The organism is Anaeromassilibacillus sp. An200, from assembly GCF_002160025.1.
Classification (GTDB): domain Bacteria; phylum Bacillota; class Clostridia; order Oscillospirales; family Acutalibacteraceae; genus Caccousia; species Caccousia stercoris.
In genome coordinates this window covers 42,495-67,166 of sequence record NZ_NFJU01000008.1, presented here as the reverse complement: position 1 = coordinate 67,166, position 24,672 = coordinate 42,495, and the positions used below count along the sequence as shown (strand labels likewise).

The following is a 24,672-nucleotide window of genomic DNA, read 5'->3' as shown; positions in this document are numbered from 1 at the left end:
ACCCGTGAGGGTTTGTGCGGCTTGCACGGCCTTCACGGGTTTTGTTTTGCAAGAAACTGGATTTGCCCCTTATTTTATATTATAATGAGAGAAATTGCAGGAAAATGGGGTGGCAGGAATGCAGGAAAATACAAAAATCCGCCCGCAGGCGGAGGAGCGTTACCGGGAGGAGCTGGCAGCGCTGGCGGCGGCCGACACGGAAAATAAAAAGCCGCAGGGCTGGAAGCTGAGCCCCCGGGCGGTGCGCGATTTCATTTTAGGCAGGCGGGAACCGCTGGAATGGGAAGGCCGGGAGGTTCGCGTGAACAAAAAATACCTCGGCAACGATGCGCTTGTGGAACGGTGCATCATTACCCTGGCGGGAAACCGCGGCCTGATGCTGGTGGGAGATCCCGGCACAGCCAAAACGATGCTCTCGGAGCTTCTGTCTGCCGCCATCAGCGGGGTGAGCACCAACACGGTGCAGGGGACCGCCGGCACGACGGAAGATATGATCAAATACAGCTGGAATTACGCGCTGCTGCTGGCCAACGGCCCCACACGGCAGGCGCTTGTGCCCGCACCTTTGTATACCGGCATGGAAAAGGGGATCCTGACGCGGTTTGAGGAGATCACGCGTACCCCGGCGGAGATCCAGGACAGCCTGATCAGCGTGATGAGCGATAAGGTGATGAACGTTCCCGAGCTGGGGGACGAGGGGCTGCTGTTCGCCCGGCCTGGCTTCAATGTCATCGGAACGGCGAATACAAGGGATAAGGGCGTGAACGAGATGAGCAGCGCGCTCAAGCGGCGGTTTAATTTCGAGACGGTCCAGCCTGTGCGCGATGTGAAGCTGGAAAAGGAGATTATTCTAAACGAGGTGCGCGGTTTGGCAAGCGAGGCGGGGCTCCGCATGGAGCCGGACGAGGAGGCAGCGGCGCTGCTTGCCGCTACCTTCCATGAGCTTCGGGAGGGCGTTTCCTCCACGGGGCAGCGCGTTGATTCCCCCGGCAGTGTGATGAGCACGGCGGAGGCGGTGTCCGTCTATTATCAAACGATGATGTCCGCCTGGTATTACGGGAACGGAAAAATGGACATGGGGTGCATGGTGCAGAATCTCACCGGCGCGGTGCTCAAGGAGTCCCGCGAGGATCTGGAAAAGCTCAAAAGCTATTTCTCCACCGTAGTGCGGGACAAATCGGAGCGGGAGGGCGGACTGTGGAAGAGCTACTACGAGGCGCGCAGGCAGCTGAGATAATCCCCTTTGACTATTCGGCGCCTTGCTTGTATGTCCCGGTGCGCCACCACAGCCCCGCCTGTGCGTACCATCTGCGCCTGGCTGTGGAGCGGTACCGCCCGGACTGTATTCTGGTGGAGGGGCCGGAGAACGCCAATCCGCTTCTCCCCGTGCTGGCGGATCCGGAAAGCCGTCCTCCCCTGGCGCTGTATTATGCTTTCCGCGACAAGGAAGGGGTGCTCAGCGAGGAAAAGGAGAGCTACAAATGCTACTATCCCTTTCTTGCCTGCTCTCCGGAATACATCGCTCTGCGGGAAGCCGCCGAGCGGGGAATCCCCTGCCGCTTCATCGACCTGCCTTATGGGGAGATTCTTCTCGCCACGGAGGAGGGACGCGGCCTGCGCAGCCGGGCGGAGCGCCATGCCTATAATGACGATTCCTTCATCAGCCGCAGCCGTTTTGTTTCCCTGCTGTGTGAAAAAACCGGTCTGCGGAGCTTTGAGGAGTTTTGGGAGAAGTATTTTGAGATCCGCGGGCTTTCTTTGAGCACGGAGGATTTTGTGGCCCAGCTGCATACTTATTGCCTGTCTGTCCGCAGGGAGACGCCCACGGAGCAGCTTGTACGGGAAGGGTGCCTGGCTCGGGAGGCTCATATGGCCCGCCGGATTGCCGAAGCCAGGGAAACGTATGGCAGGGTTTTGGTGGTGACAGGCGGCTTCCACACCTGGGGGCTGCTGCACCCGGAGTTTTGGGAATTTTCGCGTTCGCTGCCGCAGAAGGATCAGAGCGTGTACCCGATCCGCTATTCGATGGAAGCCGCCGACGCGCTCCGCGGCTATGAGAGCGGGATGCCGTGCCCCGGCTATTACGACGCGGTTTGGCGTGTGATCCAATCGAAGGAGCCGGAGCTTCCTTATGAAAAAGCCAACCTGGATGTCCTGGTGTCCGTGGGACGGGCTATGCGCCGGGAAGGCTTCTCCCTCGCGGCCTCGGATGAAATCTGTGCTGTGGAGATGGCTCGCGGGCTGGCCCAGCTGCGCGGCAAGGAGCAGCCGGGTCTGTATGAGCTTCAGGACGCGGTGCTCAGCTGCTTTGTCAAGGGAGAGGCCACGCGGGACGCAATGCCGCTGCGGGCGTTGCGCCGCTTCCTGACAGGGGATCAGCTGGGGAAACTGTGCCGTCAGGAGCTGGTTCCGCCGCTGGTGCAGGATTTTGACGCGCTGTGCCGGAAATTCCGGATCCGGCTCGAGGGAGCCGCGTCCCACCAGGTGGTGTGGAATCTCTTTTCCTCGCCGCGCCATCGGGAAGCCAGCCGCTTTTTCCATCAGACCGTTTTTCTGGACTGCGGCTTCGCGCAGCGCGTCAAGGGGCCGGATCTGCTGCATGGAAAGGACCGGAACCTGATCCGGGAAACCTGGGAATATAAGTGGAGCGGCCAGGTCGCGGCGGCGCTTGTGGATCATTCCGTTTCCGGCTCCACGATGGAGGAAGCCTGTCGCACGGAGCTTCGGCAGCGGATGGCGGCGGCTTCATCTGCGGGAGAGGGGGCCGCGCTGCTGGTGCAGCGCTTTCTGATGGGCATTGGCGAGGAGTCTGACGGTGGCAATTCCAGCGCGCCGCATGCGTCCGGGTTCAGCCCGGCGGAGAAAATGGAAACCTTGCTGGCGTCGGACGGGGACTTTTTCTCTCTGGCGAAGGCCTGCTCTCATTTGCACACGCTGTGGGAAATGCAGGAGCTGTACCGGCAGCGAGAGGGGGATTGGCTGCCCCGCCTGCTGGACGTCTGCTTCTGGAAATTGGCGCAGCTGCTTCCCTCCGTGGCTTCGGTAAAAGAGGACCGGCTGGACGACTGCATCCGAATCTGCGCTCTGCTGTACCGGCTCAGCGCAGGGGAGCCGTTTGCCGGGAGACGTCCGCTTCTATTGGAGGCTCTGCGCCTGCTGACGGAAGCGCCGGATATCAATCCCGGTCTGCATGGCGCAGCGCTGGGACTTCTGTACGGGGCGCAGCCGGAGTGGAAGGAGGAAATTCTGCGCGTCAGCGCTGGGTATCTGCGCGGCACGCGGGATAAAATGCTCTGTTCCGCCGTCTTTTTGCGCGGCCTGTTTTCCACATCGCGGGATCTGGTGCTTCTCGGCGGGGATTTTATCACGATGCTCGACGATCTCTTTGCCTGCCTGGAACAGGAGGATTTCAGCTCCTTGCTGCCGGAGCTGCGTCTGGCCTTCCGCTATTTCACACCGAATGAGACGCAGCGCATCGCCAAGCAGGCAGCCGCCCTTCACGGAAAGCAGCCTGCCGCGCTGCTCACCGGTTCGATGGTGACGGCGGCGCAGTATGCCCGGGGCGAACAGATCGACGAATGGGCCGCGGCCCGGCTGGGAAGGGAGGAGGAAGCATGAGCGAGGGATCGGTGCTCAACCGGTGGAGGTTGGTGCTCGGAAAGAACGCGGAAGACACGATTCCCCTTCTGCCGGAGGACGGCGAAAAGGATCAGGTGCTGGACTTCCTCTACCAGCGGGAGCGCAGCGAGGACGAAAGGCAGGAGCAGGGAGGTCTGGAGGAAAGCTGTCTGACGGTGCCGCTCTGGCTGAATAAGGTGCGCCGCCTTTTTCCGCGTCAGGCGGTGGAGGTGATGGAGCGCCACGCGCTGGATCGCTACCGTCTGGCCGGGCTTCTCACCGACCGGGAGGTGCTCGAAAAGCTGGAACCGAACCAGGCGCTGCTCGGCACCCTGCTGAGCCTGCGCCACATGATGAGCGATAACGTGCTGGACGCGGTACGCCGGATTGTGAAGAAGGTGGCTGATGATCTGACGAAAAAGATGGAGCGTGATTTTCGCCGTTCCGCTCTGGGAAAGATCGATCGGAACACCCCCTCGCCCCTTCGCTCCATGCGGAATCTCGATATGAAAAAGACCATCCGGCGCAATTTGCGCCATTACGACCGGGAAAACAGGCGGCTGATGCTGGAACGAGTCTATTTCAGCGGGCGGGTTCGCAAATACAACGAGTGGCGCGTGATCCTGGCCGTGGACGAGAGCGGCTCCATGGTCGATTCTGTGATTCACAGTGCCGTGATGGCAGGCATTTTCTCCCGCATGCCCATGCTTGACACCAAGCTGGTGATTTTCGATACCCAGGTGGTCGATCTGAGCGGGTATGCCGGGGATCCGGTGGAGGTGCTCATGAGTGTGCAGCTTGGGGGAGGAACCAACATCGCCGGAGCGCTGGGTTACTGTGAGAGCCTGATCGTCAATCCCCACCGCACCATGGTGATTCTGGTATCGGATCTGTGCGAGGGGGGCGCATTCTCCACGCTGTACAGCGTCTGTGCGTCGATTCTGGAAAGCGGTGCGAAGCTGATCGCCCTCACAGCGCTGGACAGTGGTGCGAATCCTGTCTGCAACCGGGTAGCCGCCCGAACGCTCGCGGAGATGGGAGCCTTTGTGGGCGCGCTCACGCCGGAGCAGCTGGGGGATTTTATGGGACACGTCATGCAGTGAGGAAGGAGGCTGTGTGTATGGAATCGCTTTCCGCGCCCCTGCGAAAAGCTCTTTTGGAAGCGGACGACGATTATCTGGTTGGGCTGAGCAACAAGGGGACGCTGAACCGGGGAAAGAAGGATTTGCAGACGCTTTCTCCCGTCCTGTCGGTGCAGGGGGAGGAGCTGCGGGTGGAACTTGGCGCGGAGACCTGTGTGCTGCGCGCCCCCTTAGGGAACAGCGAGTGCACCTGTCCCGCCCGCGGCATCTGCCGCCACCTCGTGAGCGCCATTCTCTGGGCCAAGGCTCAATTAGCGGAGACAGAATCACAGGATGATGCACGGAGCGGCGAAAAACAGGAAGCGGACGCCCCGGCCCGCGCTGCTGCTGCGGAGCAGGAGACGGATGCGCCGTCCCCGGATTTTACACCGCTGCTGGATTATCCGATCGAGACGCTCCGCCGTGCGATAGGAAGCAGCCGTTTCGTCCGTTTTGCCGCCCGGCTGGCGGAGGAAGGGACGCCTTCTGTGGAGGAAACCTCCGTTGTTACCGTGCAGCTGCCCTGGGAATCTGCCGTTGTCCGGCTGCTGATTCCCCCGGAGCACTCCTCCTGTACCTGCCACAGCCGTGAGCTGTGTCCTCATAAAGCGCAGGCGATCCTGATCTATCAGCTTGCCAAAGGAAAACGGACGCTCGCGGATATTTTGCCGCAGGGGGAAGGGGACGGCTGGGATCCGGAGGGGATGCGCAGCGTGGCGGAAGCCGTCGGCGCGGCGGTGGCCGCTCAGCTTCTGACAGGCGTTTCCCGCCTGCCATCCTCCGTTTGTGAGACGATGGAGCGGTTGGCGGCCTTGGCGCACAGTGTCCGCCTGCCGGAGATGGAGCGTGGTCTGCGCGCTGCCGCCGCGATGTATGGACGCTATTTTGCCCGCAGTGCCGCTTACCGGGACGAAGCTCTGCTCTCCCTGCTGGCGGACACTGTGAATCGTTCGGCATATCTGTGCCATGCGCCAAAGGAGGAGCTGGCCGCTCAGGCAGGAAGCTTTCGGGAAGACTATCTGTCTTGCCCTCCTTTGCGTCTGACGCTTCTGGGTGAGCGCGAATTTCACACCGGCAGCGGCTATATGGGGCGGGTGTACTATTTCTGGGAAACGCGGGAGCAGCGTTTTTATACCTGGTCGGCGGCACGCCCCACGATATACGACACGTCTCGCCGTGAAACTTCCAGTTCGTATCAGGCGGCCCCGTGGCAGCTGGAAGGACCGATTTCCCTTTTGTATGGGATGGAGATTGAGCTGCGCGGGGGACGTGCGACGCGCGGCAGACGGCTTTCCTCATCGGAGCAGAGCCGTGCCGTGGCGCTGGATTCCCTGAAGCCATGGAACGCCCTTCCCCGGGAACGGCAGTACATCGACTTTTCCCGGCTGTTTGGCGATCTGCGCCCGCACCTGCCGGACGGGCCGGAAGCGGACCGTGTGGCTCTGCTTCTGCCTCGCTCCTGCGGCGTGCCGGAATTTGACCGCGCGGGCCAGATTTTCCGCCTTCCTCTGCGCGATCGGCTGGGCCGCAGACTTCTGGTGGAGGTGCGGTACCGGAAGGAGGAAAAGGGCGTTGTGGACGCGCTGGAACGCTTTGCGGAGAAATGGAAGCGGAAACGGGGCCGTCCCGCGTTTCTGGGGATCTGCTATCTTGATGGGGAGGATTTGAAGCTCTACCCGATTGAGATTTACCAGGTGTGGGGAAAGAGGCCCACACGTCCTAAGCCCGAGAAAAGACTTTGCGCCGCCCGGCCCGATCCGGGGCATGCGCCCCTGCGTCTGTTCCGGCTGACGCGCGGCGGTTTTCCAAAAGGGGAGCAGGCAGCTGCTGCCCGGAATCTGCGGGGGCTTCTTGGGGAACTGCTTGCCGCCCTGTGTGATCTGCTGCAAAGCGGCGCAGCCAGCTTTCCGCCGGAGAATGCGGCGCGTTTGACAGAGATTGCAAAGCGGTGTGAAGCTACCGGCCTGCATACCGGATCAAAATTGTGTACACAGCTGTATGAGCTGCTGCAAAACCAGCGGCATCAATTCTGCACGGATCCGCTTCCGCTGGCGGAGACGTTGAGCCGCGCGGCACAATATGTGTTTCTGTGCCAAAAAAAAATGACCCTCGATGCGGCGGAGGAAAAATGGAACAAGGAAATGGAGGAAACGTCATGAGAATGGAAACTACATCCCCGAAGGAATACGTTCTGGCAGAGCGGGCGGCGGACGTCCTGAAGCTGGCAGATCGCGCGCGGGAATCCCTGATCGAGTATCTCGACCTGGAACAGCCGGAGCGCCCTGAGCTGCTGGAAAACATAAAGCCGCTGGCAAATCCCCTCTCCCTTCAAAGCGAGATGTACCCACTCGCCGCTGTGTGGGGGAAGGAGGATCCGAGGCTTTTCCAGAGGCTGCTGAAAGCGTTTTGGGCTCTGGCAGGCGATCAGATGGCGTATCTGCTTAGTTATCTGGTCGGCAGACAGTTTTACGGTGACGCTTCCTGGGAAACAAAGCTTTGCTGCGGCGTAACGTTGGATGAGCTGATCGCCCCGGCGGCCCGGGCGGCGGTTCTGGCACATTTCACCGGCCCGGAATACCACTGGGTTGCCCTGGACGAGCTGGAACGGATTGCGTGCGAGGAACCGGAACTCCTGATGGAAGCGCAAAGCCTGTGGCTTCGGAGAAACGTGAAGGGGAGCCCTGTTCTGGGGGCTTTGTATCTGCGCTATGCGCCGGAGGGGCCGCACGCCGGGCAGATGAGGTCTATTTTCATTGATATGCTGAACATGACGCTGCGCGAGGCGGGAAAAATTGCCTGCACGCCGGGCCAGCTCTCCGATCTGGAACGATATCTGCGGGGGGATGGTCCCCAAATTCTTTCGGAAAAGGTGATTTCCGCCTTTTCCCACGCAAACGGGGTGGCGCGCGCCCTGGATTACTCATCACAGGAGCTGCCCTGCTGCTTCCTTCTGCTGGGCCGTCTGCCGGCCGCGGAAATGTTTCTCACGCTGTGCCTGCAATGCAATCCCGCGCAGACGTTCCGCACCTGCCTGCAATCCGCCGCACCGGAGGAGGCAAAGGAGGCGCTGCCCTGGCTGGCCGGACGGATATCTGTGAAAAAGCTTTTTTCGCAAAGAGGAATGATGAACTTTCTGCACACGCGGTATCTTTCCCAGGAGGAGCAGCACGCCCTGTATGTTGATCTGCTCCGCAGGCTGAAAGCGCGCGATCCGAAAGGCGTACAGGATACCGTAACGCAGCAGCTGCTGGCGGGGGAGGTGCAGACTCTCAACCTGTTCCGCGAGGCTGTTCCCGGGCTGGTCAAAGTGGCGATGGAAGAGTCCGTGCAGTCGCTTCACAGCCGCGTGACGGACTCTTTGCTTAACGCTTTCGCGGACCCCTCGGAGAAAAGCCTGGTGAAACGCTTTCTGTCCGGGCAGCAGAGCATGGAGGATTTCCTGAAAACCCGTTCCTCGAGTGGAAATATCTGGTTTAACAGCCCGGTGCTGTGCTCCTATCTGTCCAGCTATGAGGACGAGTTTGCCGATCGCTGCCTGGCGGTCTGCCTGTTTGGACATTTTCATATCGCCATGAAAAGCTGGCTGAACGGAGGGGATATGGTGAAGAGCGCTGGCGAGTTCCTGACGCGGGCGCTGCACACCGGTCTTTCGATGCCTCAGGCGGTTGAAGCGCTGGAGATAGCTGTGGAGAGCCTGTATGATGAAATTAAACGGCTCGATTGCATGCAGGGGACGGAGAACTATCTGATTGCCCACCACGACACATTTGCCGCGGAGCTGCCCCGGATTGCGCGTGAGGGCTCCGTTTTTGGCCGGAGCGCGGCGGTGAATGCCATGGCCGCTTTCCCGCAGGAGTATCGGGAGGATCTGCTGGCCTGCGCGGGCGAAACCTCGAAGCAGGTGCGCAAGCTTTTGCGCGCGATATATGGGAAGCATCGCGACTGGGAGGACGGCGTGAAAGCCCTCTTGCTGTCCAAGAAGGCGGCAGAGCGCGAGATGGCGCTGGAGGTGATCGGCGAATGGGGAGCGGAGCCGTTTGCCAAGGAGCTTACCGCCATGCTGGCAAAGGAGAAGAGCCAGAAGCTCGCGATCCAGTGCCAGGGCCTTCTGGGCGTGGTGGAGGAGAAAGGCGCCGGCGCAGCTCCGGCCACTCCGGAGGAGCAGGCCGCCGCGATGCTCAAGGGCGGTAAGACCCGGAAAATACAGTGGCTCTTTTCCAGCCCCTTCCTTCCCGTGCGCCGCAAAGACGGCACGCAGGCGGAGGAAAGCCTGCTGCAAGCCCTTCTGATCTGCTGTTCAGAGAGCTGGGAGCACGATCCGGTGCAGGCCTGCGCCCTCTTGGTCAACGAGCTGCACCCAGGTGATCTGGCGGTGTTTGCCTGCGAGGTGCTGGACCGCTGGATTCAGCAGGGCGCGCAGTCCAAGCAGAAATGGGTGCTCACCTTCGCTTCGCTCTATGGCGGCGGTGAGGCTGTGGCGATGATCAAGCGGCAGGTGGCCGAGTGGCCGCAGAACGCCAGAGGGGCCATCGCCTGCGAGGCCGTTCATGCCCTTGTCATGAGCCCCGTGCCGGAGGCTCTGCTCACGGTGGACAGCATCTCCCGGAAATTCAAGTTCCGGCAGGTGAAGGCGGCGGCGGGCCAGGCCATGCAGGAGGCCGCGAAGAAACTGGGCATTTCCCAGGAGGAGCTGGCGGATCGTATTGTCCCCGATCTCGGCTTCGGATCGGATCTGAGCCGCACCTTCGACTATGGAACCCGCAGCTTTACCGTGTCTCTGTCCCCGTCTCTGGAGATGGAAGTGACCTGTGGTGATAAGCGGCTGAAAACGATGCCGTCTCCCGGCAAGAATGACGATCTGGCCAAAGCGGAGGAAGCGTTTGCCGCATTCAAAGCGCTCAAAAAGCAGCTGAAAACCACCGTGGACGCGCAGAAGCTTCGCTTGGAGCTGGCACTTTCCGTGAACCGCCAGTGGAGCGCGGACAACTGGGAGAAGCTGTTTGTCAAAAATCCCATCATGCACCAGTTTGCCATCAGCCTGATCTGGGGCGTGTATGAAGGGAATAAGCTGAAGGAAACCTTCCGGTATATGGAGGACGGCAGCTTCAATACCCGCGAGGAAGAGGAATATACGCTGCCCGGAGAAGGCCGCATCGGCCTTGTGCATCCGATTGAGCTTTCTCCGGAGGAGCTGGAGGGCTGGAAGCAGCAGCTGGAGGATTACGAGGTGGAGCAGTCCATCGAACAGCTGAGCCGTCCCATCTTCCGTGTGATGGAAGCGGAAATAGGGCATAAGTCGCTGGAACGCTTCGGCGGCCTGATGCTGTCCTGCCTTTCGCTCATGGGAAAACTCATGGGAATGGGATGGTATCGTGGGTCTGTGCAGGATGCGGGAGGCTTCTATGATTTTTACCGCGAGGACGGAGAGATCGGGGTTGACCTGTCGTTTTCCGGCAGCTTTGTGGGCGATCCCTCGGAGACAGTGACGCTGTACGACGCCGTTTTTTACCGGGCCGGGACAGTGGCGCGGGGCAGCTATGTCTATGACGAGCCGACCGGAGAGAATATTTTCCTGTTGGACGAAGTGGATCCGCGTTATTTCAGTGAAATCGTGTATCAGCTGCAAAAGGCCTCCGCTTCCAGCGAGGAGCGGGATATGGACTGGAAAAAGAACCGGTAGGCGCAGATTGGCTTGAAAAAGCCCGAAACCCTTCCCAGCCATTTAGGCTCGGAAGGGCTTCGGGCTTTTATTTGTGAAGAGGTCGGTAAAAGCGGAAGAAAAAATCAGTCGTAATCCGTTTCCCATTTCAGGAAATTGCCGTTTCTCGCGTCAATTTCAAATTCGTATTCCGTGCGGCCTTCCCGCATTTCGCCCTCATATGTGGGAATTCCATCATCATAGTCGTAGGAAATTTCCACCAGAGTAGCGTTGGGAGCCTTGGCCTGCACCAAGGACTTTGCCTGGTCAATGGAAATGGTGGAGGAGGCTCCCCCGCCTGCCGTCCCACCGTTTGTATAGGAAGGCTTCTGCTCGCTTTCGCGTTTGAGAATGGAGCCTGTGGAGGCGTCGATGGTGTAGTCATATTCTGTGTTGTTTGCGTAGAAGTCGATCTCGTACTCCCAGCGTCCGTCGTCTTTCTCAAGCTGCACCTGGGTGAAGGTGACAGAGGAGGAAGAGAGTCCGGCATCGCTTGCCGCCGCGTCCTTGGCTGCCTGCTCGCTGATCAGCGTGGGATTGGTGTTCGGCGTTGTCGTGGTGGATGGAGTGCTGGAGGTGGACGGAGCGGTGGATGCTGTCTGCGAGGATGTGGAAGGCGGCGTTGTCTGGGACGGAGCGGGGGTAGTTTCTGCCGAAGCCGCGGATGACGTCGGGCTGGACGGAGGTGTCACCGTATGGGTTGCCTCGCTCTCCTTGGAAAGAATAGAACCGCTTTGCGCGTCGATATCGTATTCATACTTTCCGGAGGAGGTGTAGAACTCAATCTCGTACTGCCAGCGTCCATCGTCATTATCAAGCTGCACCTTACCGAAGGTGACATCAGAAGCGGAGAGACCTGCGTCGGAGAGCGCGGTCTGGCGGGCGGCGTCCTCGCCGATCACACCGCTCACCCCACTGCCTGTGGAGGTGGAGACGTTCTCAATCTTTCTGGAAAGCACGGAGCCGGAAAGAGCGTCAATATCATATTCATACTTTGTATTGCCGCTGATGAATTCAATTTCATAGATGCTGCGTCCATTGTCCCGGTCCAGTGTTCCCTTGGTGAAGGTGGGGGAACTCACGCCCGCATCGCTGACCGCCGCGCTCTGCGCCGCTTCCAGGCCAATCACATCGCCGGAAGCCAGCGGGCTGACCTCGGTTTTGCGGGTCAGGATTTCGCCGGAGGTTGCGTCGATCTCATATTCATACGTTTTTTCACGGTCGTAAAATTCGACATCGTACACCACACGGCCGTCATCCCAGTCCAGCAAAAGCTTCTGCACGGTCACAGAGGAAGCCTGTACGCCGGCGTCGGAGAGAGCTGTGTCGCGGGCATCCGTCTCGCTGATATACCCCTTGGTGCTGACCGCGCCGCTGCTGGAAACACCGGTCACTTCTTTGGCGGAGGCCAGGATGTTCAGCTCCTGGATGGAGAGGGAAGAGAGCTGCTCAAAAGTATACTGCGAATTGGTGTCGAGGATTTCTTCGATGAGAGAAGCCTTGCCGGTGGAGATGTTGTAGGTGGCGGCCTTCTGCTGCAAGTCGCTGTTGTTGGTGGAAAGCGTCTGGCTCAGAATGGAGCCTTCGATGTTGTTCGATCCCAGGATCTGGTTGATCTCGCTGACCAGCTGTTCCTGGAGGGCGGCAGCTTTTTCATCGTCGCCGTTTTCCACGGTGATCAGGATCGAGTTGGCAATATCGCTCAGATAACCGTTGCGGAGCATGGATCCGATGATGGCGTTCGTCGCAACGTTCAGATCCGTTCCCTTGAGATCCATGTCAAACAGGATTTTCGAAGCGTCAGCATTCAGGGGTTCGGCGGAGAGGACTTTTTCCTCCTTGTTCACTTCGAGCTGGATGCTGGGGTTGACGTCAAACGCGACGATGGAATCGACGGCATAGTAATTCTGGTATCCGAAGAAGCCTCCGATTCCTCCGACGAGGACGAGGCAGAGAACGGCCAGCCCGATGGCAAGGCCGCGGATCCCTCTGCGCTTGCGGGGAGATTCGCTGACTGGTGCGTTCGTCATCACAAGATTCCTTCCTTTCTGTTGCTCACAGGCAGAGAGGACAGAGTCGAGAATATCCGGCGCGGCGCTTTGTGCGGCGCGATTGAGCAACCGTTTGATTTCTTTGTTGTTCATACGCCCTCCTCCTCTGAAAGCTGTCTGCGCAGCCGTTTCATGGCGCGGTGATATTTGGAAAGAACAGTGTTGATCGGAAGCTCCAGAAACGAAGCAACTTCACGGAAGCGAAAGCCTGAAACGGCGTGAAGGGTGACGATCTGCCGCTCCTCCTCGCTGAGAATGTTCAGCGCGGCAGAGAGCACCATGCGTTCCTCCCGGCCCAGATGAGGATCCTCCCACGGTTCGGGTCCGGACTCCTCTTCAGGCACCTCACCCCGGATTTTTTTTCGCCGGAATGTCATCATTGCTTTGTTTTTGGCGATGGCGTAGAGCCAAGCACGAGAATGACCCTGAGGCTGGTAGCGCGCCGCCGTGGTAAAGACGTCGAGATAGGTGTCCTGCAGGGCGTCTCCGGCATCGGCACTGTTCTTTAACAGGGAAAGCAGATACGCATAGAGCGGGGCCTGTGTGAGGTGATACAGCTCCTCCAGGGCTGAGGTGTCTCCGCCGGCGATCGAGACAATCAGCTGTTCGGTATGCTGTTCATTCCAGGCTGAACCGCGTTTCGCGGTGGAATCGCTTACTGTCATAAACATTTCCGTTTTTCTCCTGTCGTTTATAAATTGCATGGAAAGCCCGTTTTATTGCAGAGGTTTCACCTTTTCAAAAAATATTTTTTTGCTTTGTGTTGTTAAAACAACAGACAAACCGTCCTCGCTGCTGTATGATAAAAGGCGTACAGAGGGAAAAGCCGGAAATCCGGCGGATCCCGGAGAAAAGTTCGAGGAACCGGAAAGGCGGAAAAAACCATGTTAAGGAAAATTATACACATTAATGCGGAAAAATGCAATGGGTGCGGCGCTTGTGCCGAAGCTTGTCATGAAGGAGCGATTGGGATGCGTGACGGAAAAGCCGTGCTGCTGCGGGAGGACTACTGCGACGGCCTGGGGGATTGCCTGCCCGCCTGCCCGACGGGCGCCATCACCTTTGAGGAACGTGAGGCTGCCGCTTATGACGCTGCCGCAGTGGAGGCCGCAAAACAGGAGAAGAAGCAGGCGCCCCTGCCGTGCGGATGCCCCGGAAGCCGGTCCCGTGCGCTGACGCCCCCGCCCGCCGTACCGCACACAGCGCAAACGCCCGCCGCGAGTGAGCTTCGCCAGTGGCCCGTGCAGATCAAGCTTGTCCCGGTGAAGGCTCCGTATTTTGACGGGGCGAAGCTGCTGATCGCCGCAGATTGTACAGCATATGCGTTTGCCTCCTTCCACCAGAAATTCGTGCGGGGCCACGTGGTTCTCGTGGGCTGCCCGAAGCTGGACAGCGTGGATTACAGTGAAAAGCTCACGGAAATCCTCAAAAACAATAATATCCGCAGCGTCTCCGTGGTGCGCATGGAGGTTCCCTGCTGCGGCGGCATCACTGCGGCGGTGCAGCGTGCGCTGGCACAGTGCGGCAAGCAGCTTCCCTGGCATGTGACGACGATCTCCGTGCAGGGAGAGATTCTTGAGGAGCTGTAAGGCAAAAATTCCTCATCGGCTCTTTTCCGAAGGTGGATTCTGATCTATAATAGGACGGTACAGGCAATGTCTGTCGAATCCGAACGGAAGAGGGAAATACAGATGGATTATATGAAAGAATCCCTGCGGCTGCACGAGCAGTGGCAGGGCAAAGTGGAAATGGTCTGCCGTGCTCCGCTGCAAACGCGCGACGATCTCTCGCTGGCCTATACCCCGGGCGTCGCCGCGCCCTGTCTGGAGATCCAGAAGCACCCGGAGAAAAGCTTCACCCTCACGCGGCGTGGGAATACCGTGGCCGTGGTGACGGACGGCACCGCCGTACTCGGTCTGGGCGATATCGGCCCCGAAGCAGGCATGCCGGTGATGGAGGGCAAATGCGCGCTGTTCAAGTCCTTTGCGGACGTGGACGCGATCCCGATCTGCGTGCGCTCGAAGGATGTGGACGAAATTGTGCGCACGGTGAGCCTGATTGCCGGAAGCTTCGGCGGAATCAATCTGGAGGATATCGCCGCGCCGCGCTGCTTTGAGATTGAGCGCCGTTTGAAGGAAGCGTGCGACATCCCGGTGTTCCACGACGATCAGCACGGCACCGCCGTCGTGGTGGCTGCCGCTTTCCTCAACGCCTGCCGCCTGACGGGCCGCAAGCCGTCCGAGGTGCGCGGTGTGGTCAACGGTGTGGGTGCGGCCGGAACGGCGATCGCGGACTTCCTGCTCGCGCTCGGTGTGGGCGAGCTGATCCTGTGCGACCGCAGCGGCATTCTTGTGGAGGGCGATCCGTCGCTCAGCGAGGCGCACGCCGCGATGGCCAAACGCACGAATCCCCGCCGCGTCGCCGGAACGCTGGCCGACGCGATGGCCGGAGCCGATCTGTTCGTCGGCGTTTCCGCGCCGGGCATTGTGACGCAGGACATGGTGCGTTCCATGGCGCCGAAGGCGATGGTGTTTGCGATGGCAAATCCGGTTCCCGAGATCCTCCCGCAGGAAGCGCTGGATGCGGGTGCGGCTGTCGTGGGCACGGGCCGCAGCGATTATCCGAACCAGATCAACAATGTGCTGGCGTTCCCCGGTATTTTCCGCGGGGCGCTCGACGTGCGCGCAAGCGATATCAACAACCAGATGCTGGTAGCTGCCGCGCAGGCGATCGCGTCCTACATTCCGGAAGGTGAGCTTTCCGTGACCAACCTTCTGCCGAGCGCACTTGACCGCAAGGTTTCCGCGGCTGTCGCCGCCGCTGTCGCGCAGGCGGCGAGGGAATCCGGCGTGGCCCGCATTTAAGCTAAAACATGAAGTTTTCGCACAAGCCTTTTTCAAAAGGCTTGTAGGGGTTTCAGGGGGCAAAGCCCCCTGAGAAAAGTATGCGCAGCCAAGAAAAGCCAGGAAAAAGAGCGCAGCGATTTTTTCCGGATGTCGTGCACCAAGACAATTTCCAGCACAAATCCATTCCTGGAGCGGGAGCCGTTTCACACGGTTCCCGCTCTTTTTTGCGTTCCAGCCTCTCATTGCAGTGCGTTTTGTTCCGTGCTACAATAAAATCAATTGCCGCAGAATGGCGGCTCAGCTTGAAAACAGCGGAAAAGAGGGAAACACCATGGCGGTGATAGGCATTGATTTGGGAACCACAAACTCGCTGGCCTGCGTTTACCGGGACGGAAAGGCGGAGTTGATCGAAAATGAGCTTGGGAGCCTGATGACTCCCAGCTGTGTCAGTGTGCTGGAGGACGGGACGATTCTGGTTGGAGCGGCGGCAAAAGAACGCTTGATTTCGCATCCCGATCGCACGGCTGCTTCGTTTAAGACTTGGATGGGAACGGAAAAGACGTACTCTCTCGGCGGCCGCTCCTTCCTCCCGCATGAGCTGTCCGCTCTGGTGCTCAAAAAGCTGGCGGATGACGCCAGACGCTTTCTGGGAGAAGAGATTGAGGAAGCGATCATCAGCGTTCCGGCTTACTTCAACGACAACCAGCGATGCGCCACCAAGCTGGCGGCGGAGCTGGCCGGGCTGCCCGTCAAACGGCTGATCAACGAGCCTTCGGCTGCCGCGCTCTGCTACAGCCACGCCACCGGCCGGGAGGATTGCAGGCTTTTGCTGGTGGATTTCGGCGGCGGGACGCTCGATGTGAGCGTGGTAGACTGCTTTGAAAACATCATCGAGATTGTGGCGGTGGCGGGAGACAATCACTTGGGCGGGAACGATGTGGATCAGGCGATTGTGGACTATTTCTGCCGTGAAAACGGGATCGCTCTCGATTCCCTCTCCCCGGACTGCCGGGCGCGCCTGTTCTCCCTGGCGGAGGCCGCAAAGCTGCATCTGTCCCAGACGGACATGGCGCTGCCCATGGTGCTCCGGGAGGGCGAGCAGAGCTGGGGTGCGAGATTGGATCGGAAAACGCTCCGCACGCTCTGCGATCCGCTGTTCGCACGGGCAGGAACGGTGATCGCCCGCGCCGTCCGCGACAGCGGCATGAGCGCCGGAGAGCTGGACGGCGTGGTACTTGTCGGCGGATCGTCGCGTATGGCGGTCTTTCAGGAATATTTGACGGAGCTGCTTTCCGGCGCGCCCTCCCTGGTAGGAAATCCTGACCATATCGTAGCGCAGGGAGCCGGACTTTGCGCGGGGATCAAGCAGCGCGCCGAGGGGCTGCGGGATGTGGTCATGACGGATGTGTGCCCGTTTTCGCTCGGGGTCGCCTCGTGCGTTGACCAGCAGGACAGGAATCCGCACATGGTGTTCCTGATCCCACGCAGCAGCATGCTGCCCGCCCGGCGCTCCGAGGTGTTCCGCACGCTGTACGAGGATCAGAAGCAAATCCGGGTGGAGGTGTATCAGGGCGAACAGTATTACGCGTCGGACAATCTCAGGCTGGGCGAGATTTTGGTACAGGTGCCGCCAGATCGGGCGGGCAGCCAGTGGGTGGAGGTCACGTTTGCCTATGATATCAACGGGATTCTGGAAGTCACGGCGCGTGGCAGCGGCGGCGACGTACGCAGGCGGGTGATCGTGAATCCGAAACTGGATCTGTCGGAGCAGGAGCGCGAGCGGATCATCGCCTCGTTTGAGGAGCTGTCGATTGAGAGCGGCGCGCACGATCGCGACCGCTATCTTCTGGCCCGCGCGGAGCGGTTGTTCGCGGAATTGACAGGCCCGGCGCGCAGGGAGGCGGCGTTTCTGATCCAGCGGTATCAGGCGATCATCCGTTCAGGCCGCCAGGCGCTGCTTGCACGGGAACGGGATGAGATGCAGGAGCGTTTGGATCGTCTGGAAGCCTTTCTGCAAGCGGACTGGATGCTGGGCGGCTGGGGGCCGGAGGACGAAGACGAGGACTGGGATGAGGAGGATGACGAATGAGCTGCTGGGAGATTCTTGAAATACCGGAACATTCGGATGTTGCCGCAATCCGCCATGCCTATGCCGTGCTGGCGGAGCGGTATCATCCGGAGGAGCACGAGGAGGAATTCCTGCGGGTGCGGGACGCATACCGTGAAGCCATGGCGCTGGCGCGCGGGCAGGCAAGGCCGTCCGCCGGAAGGGAAGAGCCTTCGCCGCCGCCGGAGAAAGCGGAACAGCCAGTTTTGCATCGGGAACCACAATCTCATCCGGAGAAAACATCCGTACCGGAGCCGCTCATAGAAAAGCCGGAAGAACCGTCCCCTGCCGCAGAACCTCAGCGCCCCGCCTTTGTCTTACAGGAGGAGAAAATCGCGCAGGAGGAGCTGCCCCCGGATTTTCCTGCCCTTGCCGCTTTCCGGGAGCTGTATGTTTCCCCACGCCGCAGGGATCGCGCGGCTTGGGACAAATATGTTTCCTCACCGGAATTTCTCTCCGTGGTGAAAAATGAGGCGTTTCTGCGGGCGGTGCGCGCGTTTGTGGAGGAGCAGGCGGAAGCGTTTCCCCCGAACCGCGAGATCCAGACGGTGCTGGCGATCGTCTATCGCTACCGCGCCGTACCGTATGAGGATCGTGTGGAGTTTGAGCTGGCCTCCGGCGCGGGATTCCAGGGGATCGAGCATGTCCTGGCGATCGCCAAACTCGGCCCTCTCTCGCGTGGCCTGCGGGGGAACGACGACGCTTTGCAGGCAGGCTTCGAGGATTATTTTTACCTTGACGGGCTGGCGAACAAAAGAGCGTGGGACGAGTCGTGCAACCAAAGCATGAAGGAGATCGTGCAGCGCTATACCATTTCCTACATCAAAGAGAGATGCTCCAAGCGGTCCGAGACGGAGCGCAATCTCCTTTCCCTGCGGCTGCTGGAATATTTCTTCTCGGCCAACAGCCTGCCCGCAAGCGCATATGAAACGCTCTGGAATACGCTTCTCCTGGAAAGCGCGACGATGGGAAGGGCCCAAATTCTCTATGGCCGCCTGCGGGAGATCGCGCTTCCCCATCTCCAGGAAATGGAGCAGGAGGATTTTTCCGATGTGCAGAGCGCGGTTCTTGCATTTGCCAAACGGAGCAGCGCGGACGACGGCAGGCATCCGGAAAAGCTGCGCGCTCTGGCGAATGAACTGTTCGCCCGCGAGGATCTGCACCGCGCCCTGCGGAACCGTGCCTTCTGTGATCGGTATGTGCTGTATTCCTGGTTCTTTGAAAATGAGCACCCGATCTTTTTTGAGCATCTGCTGGCCTGCTGTGAGGACGATCAGATTCCGCTGCGGGACGAGATCCGCCGGAAAGCAGAGGAATTTCTGAACGATCACAGAAAGCAGAGCGAGCGGGAGGAGGATGATCGCACAGAGCCTTCCCTGGAAAGCTGCTGGGTGGGAGACCGCCCGTTTCTGCGGTATTTTCTGTTTCGTGCCTTTTGGGGAGCCCGGCTGCCGGATGGGAGTCTGTCGCTGGAGGATGTCCTGTGGGAAAGCTTCTGGCCTTCCCGCGACTGGGCCCGGAAGCTGGGCGGCTACAATCTGTCCGGCGCGCGTATCCGGGAACCGTTCTCGTTGTCTTATGTTTATGAGCGCCGTTCCTCCGACGGCGAAACAGTCGAGCCTTTGGAAATGGATGTGGTATTCCGCCGCTTCTGTGTGGAGTATTTCTGTAACGGCCGGCCGGCCGCCGGGCCGCTGTTCCCCTTTGAGGTGCTCAAAGAGATGGAGGACGATGGAGATTTTTTCCTGATGCTGCCGGTCGCTATGGCGCATCAGGAGGAGCTGGAAACGGTACAGGAGGAGATTTTCCACCGGTTGCAGGGGCTCCCGCTTCCGCAGGAGTGTATGCAGGATGTGGCGGGATGTTTGGCTTCCTTCGTCTGCTGCCTGGGAGAAATCCAAACGGAGCAGGGCGAAAGCGGCCTGATGCTTCTGCGCCCCCTGATTTTCTGGCGGGAGCGGCCGAACCGTGCGTATGCCTGCCTGTGGTATTCCAATGGGCGGATGTATGCGGCGGAGATGACGGACGAGGGAATGCAGGTGCTTCCGGATGGCGTGTGGGACGATGTGACCGCCGATCAGGCTGCCGGTTTCGCGGAAAGCGTACTGGACGGGCTTTGTGAGGAGAAGGAGCCGGAAGAACTGAGCTTTCAGCAAATCCCCATCGTGCATGCCCAGCCTGACAGTGGTTTGGAGCGCGTCTATGGCGAACCGGAAGTGAACGAAAAGCTGGCGTGCGATCAGATACAGGATTTTTGCGAGGGGAAGCTGACCCGTCTGGAATTTGAATGGCCGAAGGAAGGCTATTCGCTGGTTTTGATGCGCGATGCAGATCAGTATGCCTGTTTTATTTTTGATGATGTCAAGCAGATGACATGTACCTATCTCTCGGATCCGAAGGCCTATCAGACCGTGGATTCCGAGCTGGTGCAGTATGTGCCCTTCTTTTTGGGAAAGCTACCCTTTTATGCTGTGCATAAAAATATGGAAAACATATACGCGGTGCTGCCGGGAATTCTTTCCAAACTTTCACAGCCTACCCCAAAGGAACAACGGTTAAAGATGCTGTCCATCTTTGAATGGTCGCAGAAGGTGTATTTGTATTCCTCCGCCCAGCGGTACTGGTTTGATCGCCGGACCGTCGGTGATTTTCCGCCGAGTCGCGGCACGCTTTCCCTCACGGGAAAATTCCAGATCGAAAAGCAGCCGGATGTGCTGCTTCTGGAAGAAAAGGATGGAGCCCTGCGGGAGGAGCCTGTGTCCGCACAAAACCGGAGCGTGGTTTACACAAATCTGGTCGGTTTCTTTTTGGGACGTGTCCGCCGTTTCGGCATGGCCTGGAATCTGCCGGAGGGAGAAGTGCGTCTGCTGCTGGAGAGTGAAGGCGACGGGGATGAAAAGCAGTATGCGCTTTCCGTCACGCGAGAAGGCCGCACGGAATATCTGGCGATAGAAAAGGAGCTCAGCTGGAGCGCAAAGGAGCGCATGCGCTGGGAGCTTACCAGGATACGGGATTTTATGGATCTTTTCCTGATGAGCCTTCCGGACGTGAAAAGACTGCTTTCCAAGCTGGAAAAACTTGGCGCGCTGCGGTAAAGCTGTGAGATACGCATATCCGCCCCTCTGCCGCATAAGCATAGGGCAGGGGGGGATGGAGATGTTTGCTTCACTGCGTGTGAAAGGCTGGATTCTTGCTGCCGCCGCGGCGTTGGCGCTTGGATGCGCTGCCGGAGTGCTGATCCGCTCCGCCTTTGCGGTGCGCCCGGCTTCCGCCGCGCCCTCACAGGGGATCCCGCTTCCCGCCGTCATGTATCATGGCCTTCTGCGGGATCCCGCGCTTCAGGGGACTTATGTGATCGATCCCGCTTTGTTTGAGAGCGATCTTCTTTATCTAAAAGAAAAGGGCTATACGCCTGTCCACATTGCCGACCTGCTGGCCTATGTGGACGGGAAGGCGGAGCTGCCGGAAAAGCCGATTCTGCTCACCTTTGACGACGGCTACTATAACAATTACGTTTACGCTTATCCACTCGCGCAAAAATACGATATGAAGATCATCATTTCGCCCATCGGCTGCTGGTCGGACGCATACAGCGAGTCGGGGGAGGAGCGCGCGCCCTATACGCATCTGACGTGGACGCGGATCCAGGAAATGTGCGGCAGCGGCCTGGTGGAATTCCAGAACCATACCTACAGTCTGCATGAAGGAAAGGGCGAACGGATCGGCAGCAGCCGCAAGTCCGGCGAATCGGACGAAGCCTATACGGCTTTGCTTACTTCCGATCTCGGACAGATGCAGGAAAAAATGCGTCTGCATCTCGGAAAAGCGGCAGACTGCTTTGTCTATCCTTTCGGGGCGATCGGCGAGGGAGAGGAGGAGATCGTGAAAAATCTTGGCTTCCGATGCACCATGACGTGTGACAGCCGCATAAGCTGGATTACACGGGAGCCGCAGTCTCTGTTTGGGATCGGCCGGCAGCTTCGTCCGCCGGATTGTTCCAGCGAGGAGTTTTTCTCCTTCCTGCCCGAATAGGCGGGCTCCCGAATCCAACCGGGAGGAGATCCGTGTCATGCCGATTATTTTTCTAAGCCCTTCTCTCCAGCCCTTTAACCAGTATGTAGGCGGGGGAAACGAACAGCAGTATATGAACGAGGTGGCGGACGCGATGGAGCCTATGCTCCGCGCGAACGCCATTCGCTTTACCCGGAGCAAAATCGGGGACAGCCTGGCGGACGTGATCCGGCAGTCGAACAGCGGAAACTATGACCTGCACCTTGCCCTGCATTCCAACGCGGCGGGCGAGTCCATGAGCGGCCAGCTCAACGGCGCCGACATGTATTACTACACCTACAGCGTGTGGGGGAAGAAGGCAGCCAACATTCTTGCGGAGAATTACCGCAAGATCGCCTATGATCCCAAGCGCGTCCAGGCGCGTCCCACCACAAAGCTGGTGGAGGTGACCAAGACAAACGCTCCTGCCGTTCTGGTGGAGGTGGAGTATCATGACAATGAGGCGGGTGCCAACTGGATCCGCACGCATATCAACGAAATTGCCGCGAATCTCACAGAAGGGCTGACCATCTATTTTGGCCTTCCTTATATTTCGGACACCATGGAACCGCGCAGCGCCATGGTTTGTACGAAGGAAAGCCCTCTGAATCTGCGTGTGCGTCCCGATCTTCACGCGCCGGTTGTGACGCAGATCCCGCGCGGCTCCACCGTGACGATCTATGGCGTGTGGAAAAACTGGCGTGTGGTCGGTTACCAGGATTATTTGGGCTATGCCGACGCCTCTTATCTGCGGGAGGTTTGATCCTCTTCGGAAAGACGGCTCCGAAGCCTGCGGAAGAAATCTCCCGTTTTTCCGCACGAAGCCATGGCGATCAGGCGGTGAATGCCGATAAACACGGCGGAAGCAGCCGCCAGCAGCGGCACAAGAGCCACCGCCATGGGGACGGTAAAGACTGTGAGGGAGAACAGATCGCGGAACAGGACAATCGCCAGACAGAAAACCGTGACCATCGCGATGCATAACACCGTACGCGGAACGTTCAGCGGCCGGCTGATTTTTACGAGGGTCAAAAAGCCCGCAAAGGCGGTCTGGCAGACAGCCATCGTGGAGAGCTGGACAGCGTCCAGTCCCAGGAAAGCGGAAACGGGAAGAAGCAGCAGCAGGCCAAGGATCATTGCGGCAGCGCCGGGAAGCGCCTGACGCAGAACGTTTGAAATGAAGTGTCCCCGGATGCGTTCCTTGTTCGGCTCCAGTGTGAGCAGGAACGAGGGAATTCCGATGGTGACGGCGTTGATCAGTGTGAACTGGATCGGTTCAAACGGGTAGGCGGCGGACAGGAACAGGAAGCAGACCGCAATCACGCCGGAGAATATGGATTTGACCAGAAAGAGAGAGGCGGAGCGCTGCAAATTGTTGATCGCGCGCCGTCCCTCCCGCACAACGTGCGGCATGCTGGCAAAATCAGAATCGAGCAGCACCAGGTTGGCAACGGATCGGGCTGCTTCGCTGCCCGCCGCCATCGCAACGCTGCAATCGCTTTCCCGCAGGGCCATCACATCGTTGGCGCCGTCTCCTGTCATGGCAACAGTATGTCCGCGATCCTGCAATGCCTTGACCAGGATGCGTTTCTGATCCGGAGTGACGCGGCCAAACACGGTGTAGTCCTCCGCCGCCTCCCGCAGCTGCTCCGGGGACAGGGCGGAAGCGTCAAGAAAGCGATCCGCGCCTGGCAGGCCCGCTTTCCCGGCGATGCTGGCCGCCGTCGCCGCGTCGTCACCGGAAATGACTTTGAGTGTCACCCCCTGTTCTGAGAAATACCGAAGCGTTTCCGGGGCGCTCGCGCGGATTTTGTCGCTGAGCAGGACGAGAGCCAGCGGCTTTGGCGCGTCCGGGAGTGTTTTGTCTCCGAAGGCATGAGAGGAATGGGCAAGCAGCAGCACACGGCTTCCTTTCTGTGCATAAGCTTCGACCGTTTCCCGGATTTCGGAAAAACGATCCCGCAGGATAAATTCCCCCGCGCCCAGAATGTAGCTGCCGTGGCCATGAAACGAAACGCCGCTCCATTTGCGGGCGGAGGAGAAGGGTACAATCTGTTCCGCTTCCCAGTCCGCCGGATCGCCGCAGCCCTCGCGCAGGGCGGTGAAGGTGGGGTTTGCGTCGCCGTTTGCGGCTGTCATGGCGGCAATTACGGCGCGCAGCTCCGCCGGATCTGCACCGTCCAGCGGGACAAGCTCGTCCAGCTGCATACTTCCCTCGGTGATGGTTCCCGTTTTGTCCAGGCAAAGGACGTCAACGCGGGCCAGCGTTTCAATGGAATACAGATCCTGCACCAGTGCCCGGCGGCGTGCCAGCCGGAGCACGCTCACAGCCAGCACCACACTGGTCAGCAGTACCAGCCCCTCCGGCACCATGCCGACCAGAGAGCCTACCGTCACAACAACACCGTGATGGAAGTCCTGATGCGAGAAAAAGACCTGCTTGCAGAACATCAGAATGCCAATGGGAAGGATGGCAAACCCGATAAAGCGGATGATACGGTTGATGCTTGTCATAATCTCCGAGACGGCGCGTTTGGGCCGCTTGACGGTTTTGACGATGGCGGCGGCGTAGTTTTCCTCCCCCACATGCTCCACCCGGGCGCGCACGGATCCGCTGACCAGGAAGCTTCCGGAGAGCAGGAGCTCTCCCTCTGATTTGCTGATTGGATCGCTCTCACCAGTGATCAGCGATTCGTTGACCTCGCAGCCGCCCTGCATCACGATGCAGTCGGCACATACCTGGTTTCCCGCTTCCAGAAGGCATACGTCGTCCAGCACCAGCTCGTTGACGGGAATTTGGGATATGGATCCATTTCGTATAACGCGGGCCTTTGGAGCGGCAATCAGCGAAAGCTTGTCAATCGTCCGCTTGGCCTGAATTTCCTGAAAAACTCCGATCAGCGTGTTAAAGAAAGCAACACCGAGAAAAAGCATGTTTTTATAAGAGCCTGCGAGAAATACAAGCATGCCCAAAATCAGGTTGAGAAGGTTAAACGGCGTCAGAAGATTTTCGCGCAGAATCTGCCGGACACTTTTGGTCCGGGTTTCCGGTTCTCCATTGGCCAGGCCCTGTGCGATGCGTTTCTGCACCTGCTCTGTTGTCAGACCGAGAGCAGCGTCAGGGGAAAAGCGAATTGGCCGGTTTTTGCTGTTTTCCAAAGGCTGTGTCATATGCCCTCTC

General features: G+C 59.3%; 14 protein-coding genes. 11 read left to right on the top strand and 3 right to left on the bottom strand.

Annotated elements, in window-relative coordinates; all coding sequences use genetic code 11:
• The first annotated feature begins 118 nt into the window (after positions 1–118).
• From B5F35_RS05800 to B5F35_RS05780, 5 genes are read left to right on the top strand one after another with little or no spacing between them, the layout of a single operon-like run.
• Positions 119–1,237 (top strand): ATP-binding protein, encoded by a 1,119-nt coding sequence (locus tag B5F35_RS05800; RefSeq protein ID WP_087238962.1) that lies wholly within the window; start codon positions 119–121, stop codon positions 1,235–1,237.
• Positions 1,198–3,618 carry a DUF5682 family protein gene (locus tag B5F35_RS05795; protein ID WP_140401155.1) on the top strand — a complete coding sequence of 807 codons (2,421 nt, stop codon included), beginning with the start codon at positions 1,198–1,200 and terminating at the stop codon, positions 3,616–3,618. The genes B5F35_RS05800 and B5F35_RS05795 overlap by 40 nt, the downstream gene beginning before the upstream one ends.
• Entirely contained in the window at positions 3,615–4,721 is a 1,107-nt protein-coding gene (locus tag B5F35_RS05790; protein WP_087238958.1) for a VWA domain-containing protein, read from the top strand. Before B5F35_RS05795 ends, B5F35_RS05790 begins: the two co-directional genes overlap by 4 nt.
• Before the next feature lie 17 nt (positions 4,722–4,738).
• On the top strand, positions 4,739–6,898 hold the full coding sequence (locus B5F35_RS05785) for a hypothetical protein (protein WP_087238956.1): 2,160 nt from the start codon (positions 4,739–4,741) through the stop codon (positions 6,896–6,898).
• Positions 6,895–10,419, top strand: a complete 3,525-nt coding sequence (locus tag B5F35_RS05780) for a DUF4132 domain-containing protein (protein ID WP_162611342.1) — start codon at positions 6,895–6,897, stop codon at positions 10,417–10,419. The genes B5F35_RS05785 and B5F35_RS05780 overlap by 4 nt, the downstream gene beginning before the upstream one ends.
• A gap of 104 nt (positions 10,420–10,523) precedes the next feature.
• Here the strand turns inward: B5F35_RS05780 and B5F35_RS05775 are convergent, their stop codons facing one another.
• Positions 10,524–12,581, bottom strand: a complete 2,058-nt coding sequence (locus tag B5F35_RS05775; protein WP_087238952.1) for a PepSY domain-containing protein — start codon at positions 12,579–12,581, stop codon at positions 10,524–10,526.
• Positions 12,578–13,159, bottom strand: a complete 582-nt coding sequence (locus B5F35_RS05770) for an RNA polymerase sigma factor (protein WP_162611341.1) — start codon at positions 13,157–13,159, stop codon at positions 12,578–12,580. The genes B5F35_RS05775 and B5F35_RS05770 overlap by 4 nt, the downstream gene beginning before the upstream one ends.
• Positions 13,160–13,372: 213 nt before the next feature.
• Here B5F35_RS05770 and B5F35_RS05760 point away from each other — a divergent pair, with 213 nt between their 5' ends.
• The 6 genes from B5F35_RS05760 (at position 13,373) to B5F35_RS05735 (ending at position 22,254) form a co-directional block, all read left to right on the top strand.
• Positions 13,373–14,077 (top strand): 4Fe-4S binding protein, encoded by a 705-nt coding sequence (locus tag B5F35_RS05760; RefSeq protein WP_087238946.1) that lies wholly within the window; start codon positions 13,373–13,375, stop codon positions 14,075–14,077.
• A 102-nt stretch (positions 14,078–14,179) separates the two neighbouring features.
• On the top strand, positions 14,180–15,352 hold the full coding sequence (locus B5F35_RS05755) for an NAD(P)-dependent malic enzyme (RefSeq protein WP_087238944.1): 1,173 nt from the start codon (positions 14,180–14,182) through the stop codon (positions 15,350–15,352).
• A gap of 313 nt (positions 15,353–15,665) precedes the next feature.
• Positions 15,666–17,423 (top strand): Hsp70 family protein, encoded by a 1,758-nt coding sequence (locus B5F35_RS05750; protein WP_162611340.1) that lies wholly within the window; start codon positions 15,666–15,668, stop codon positions 17,421–17,423.
• Entirely contained in the window at positions 17,420–20,536 is a 3,117-nt protein-coding gene (locus tag B5F35_RS05745; RefSeq protein WP_087238940.1) for a J domain-containing protein, read from the top strand. Before B5F35_RS05750 ends, B5F35_RS05745 begins: the two co-directional genes overlap by 4 nt.
• A 61-nt stretch (positions 20,537–20,597) precedes the next feature.
• Positions 20,598–21,473 (top strand): polysaccharide deacetylase family protein, encoded by an 876-nt coding sequence (locus B5F35_RS05740; protein WP_162611339.1) that lies wholly within the window; start codon positions 20,598–20,600, stop codon positions 21,471–21,473.
• A 37-nt stretch (positions 21,474–21,510) separates the two neighbouring features.
• A complete protein-coding gene (locus tag B5F35_RS05735; RefSeq protein ID WP_087238936.1) occupies positions 21,511–22,254 on the top strand; it encodes an N-acetylmuramoyl-L-alanine amidase in 744 nt (247 codons plus the stop codon).
• Here the strand turns inward: B5F35_RS05735 and B5F35_RS05730 are convergent.
• On the bottom strand, positions 22,236–24,662 hold the full coding sequence (locus tag B5F35_RS05730; protein ID WP_087238934.1) for a cation-translocating P-type ATPase: 2,427 nt from the start codon (positions 24,660–24,662) through the stop codon (positions 22,236–22,238). The two genes, B5F35_RS05735 and B5F35_RS05730, sit on opposite strands and share 19 nt — an antisense overlap.
• Positions 24,663–24,672 lie beyond the last annotated feature (10 nt).

What these genes read in the sequence shown, in the direction of transcription:
- B5F35_RS05800 (WP_087238962.1), top strand. Translation starts at nt 119, where the DNA reads ATGCAGGAAAATACAAAAATCCGCCCGCAGGCGGAGGAGCGTTACCGG.
- B5F35_RS05790 (WP_087238958.1), top strand. Translation starts at nt 3,615, where the DNA reads ATGAGCGAGGGATCGGTGCTCAACCGGTGGAGGTTGGTGCTCGGAAAG.
- B5F35_RS05785 (WP_087238956.1), top strand. Translation starts at nt 4,739, where the DNA reads ATGGAATCGCTTTCCGCGCCCCTGCGAAAAGCTCTTTTGGAAGCGGAC.
- B5F35_RS05780 (WP_162611342.1), top strand. Translation starts at nt 6,895, where the DNA reads ATGAGAATGGAAACTACATCCCCGAAGGAATACGTTCTGGCAGAGCGG.
- B5F35_RS05775 (WP_087238952.1), bottom strand. Translation starts at nt 12,581, where the DNA reads ATGAACAACAAAGAAATCAAACGGTTGCTCAATCGCGCCGCACAAAGC.
- B5F35_RS05770 (WP_162611341.1), bottom strand. Translation starts at nt 13,159, where the DNA reads ATGTTTATGACAGTAAGCGATTCCACCGCGAAACGCGGTTCAGCCTGG.
- B5F35_RS05760 (WP_087238946.1), top strand. Translation starts at nt 13,373, where the DNA reads ATGTTAAGGAAAATTATACACATTAATGCGGAAAAATGCAATGGGTGC.
- B5F35_RS05755 (WP_087238944.1), top strand. Translation starts at nt 14,180, where the DNA reads ATGGATTATATGAAAGAATCCCTGCGGCTGCACGAGCAGTGGCAGGGC.
- B5F35_RS05750 (WP_162611340.1), top strand. Translation starts at nt 15,666, where the DNA reads ATGGCGGTGATAGGCATTGATTTGGGAACCACAAACTCGCTGGCCTGC.
- B5F35_RS05745 (WP_087238940.1), top strand. Translation starts at nt 17,420, where the DNA reads ATGAGCTGCTGGGAGATTCTTGAAATACCGGAACATTCGGATGTTGCC.
- B5F35_RS05740 (WP_162611339.1), top strand. Translation starts at nt 20,598, where the DNA reads ATGTTTGCTTCACTGCGTGTGAAAGGCTGGATTCTTGCTGCCGCCGCG.
- B5F35_RS05735 (WP_087238936.1), top strand. Translation starts at nt 21,511, where the DNA reads ATGCCGATTATTTTTCTAAGCCCTTCTCTCCAGCCCTTTAACCAGTAT.
- B5F35_RS05730 (WP_087238934.1), bottom strand. Translation starts at nt 24,662, where the DNA reads ATGACACAGCCTTTGGAAAACAGCAAAAACCGGCCAATTCGCTTTTCC.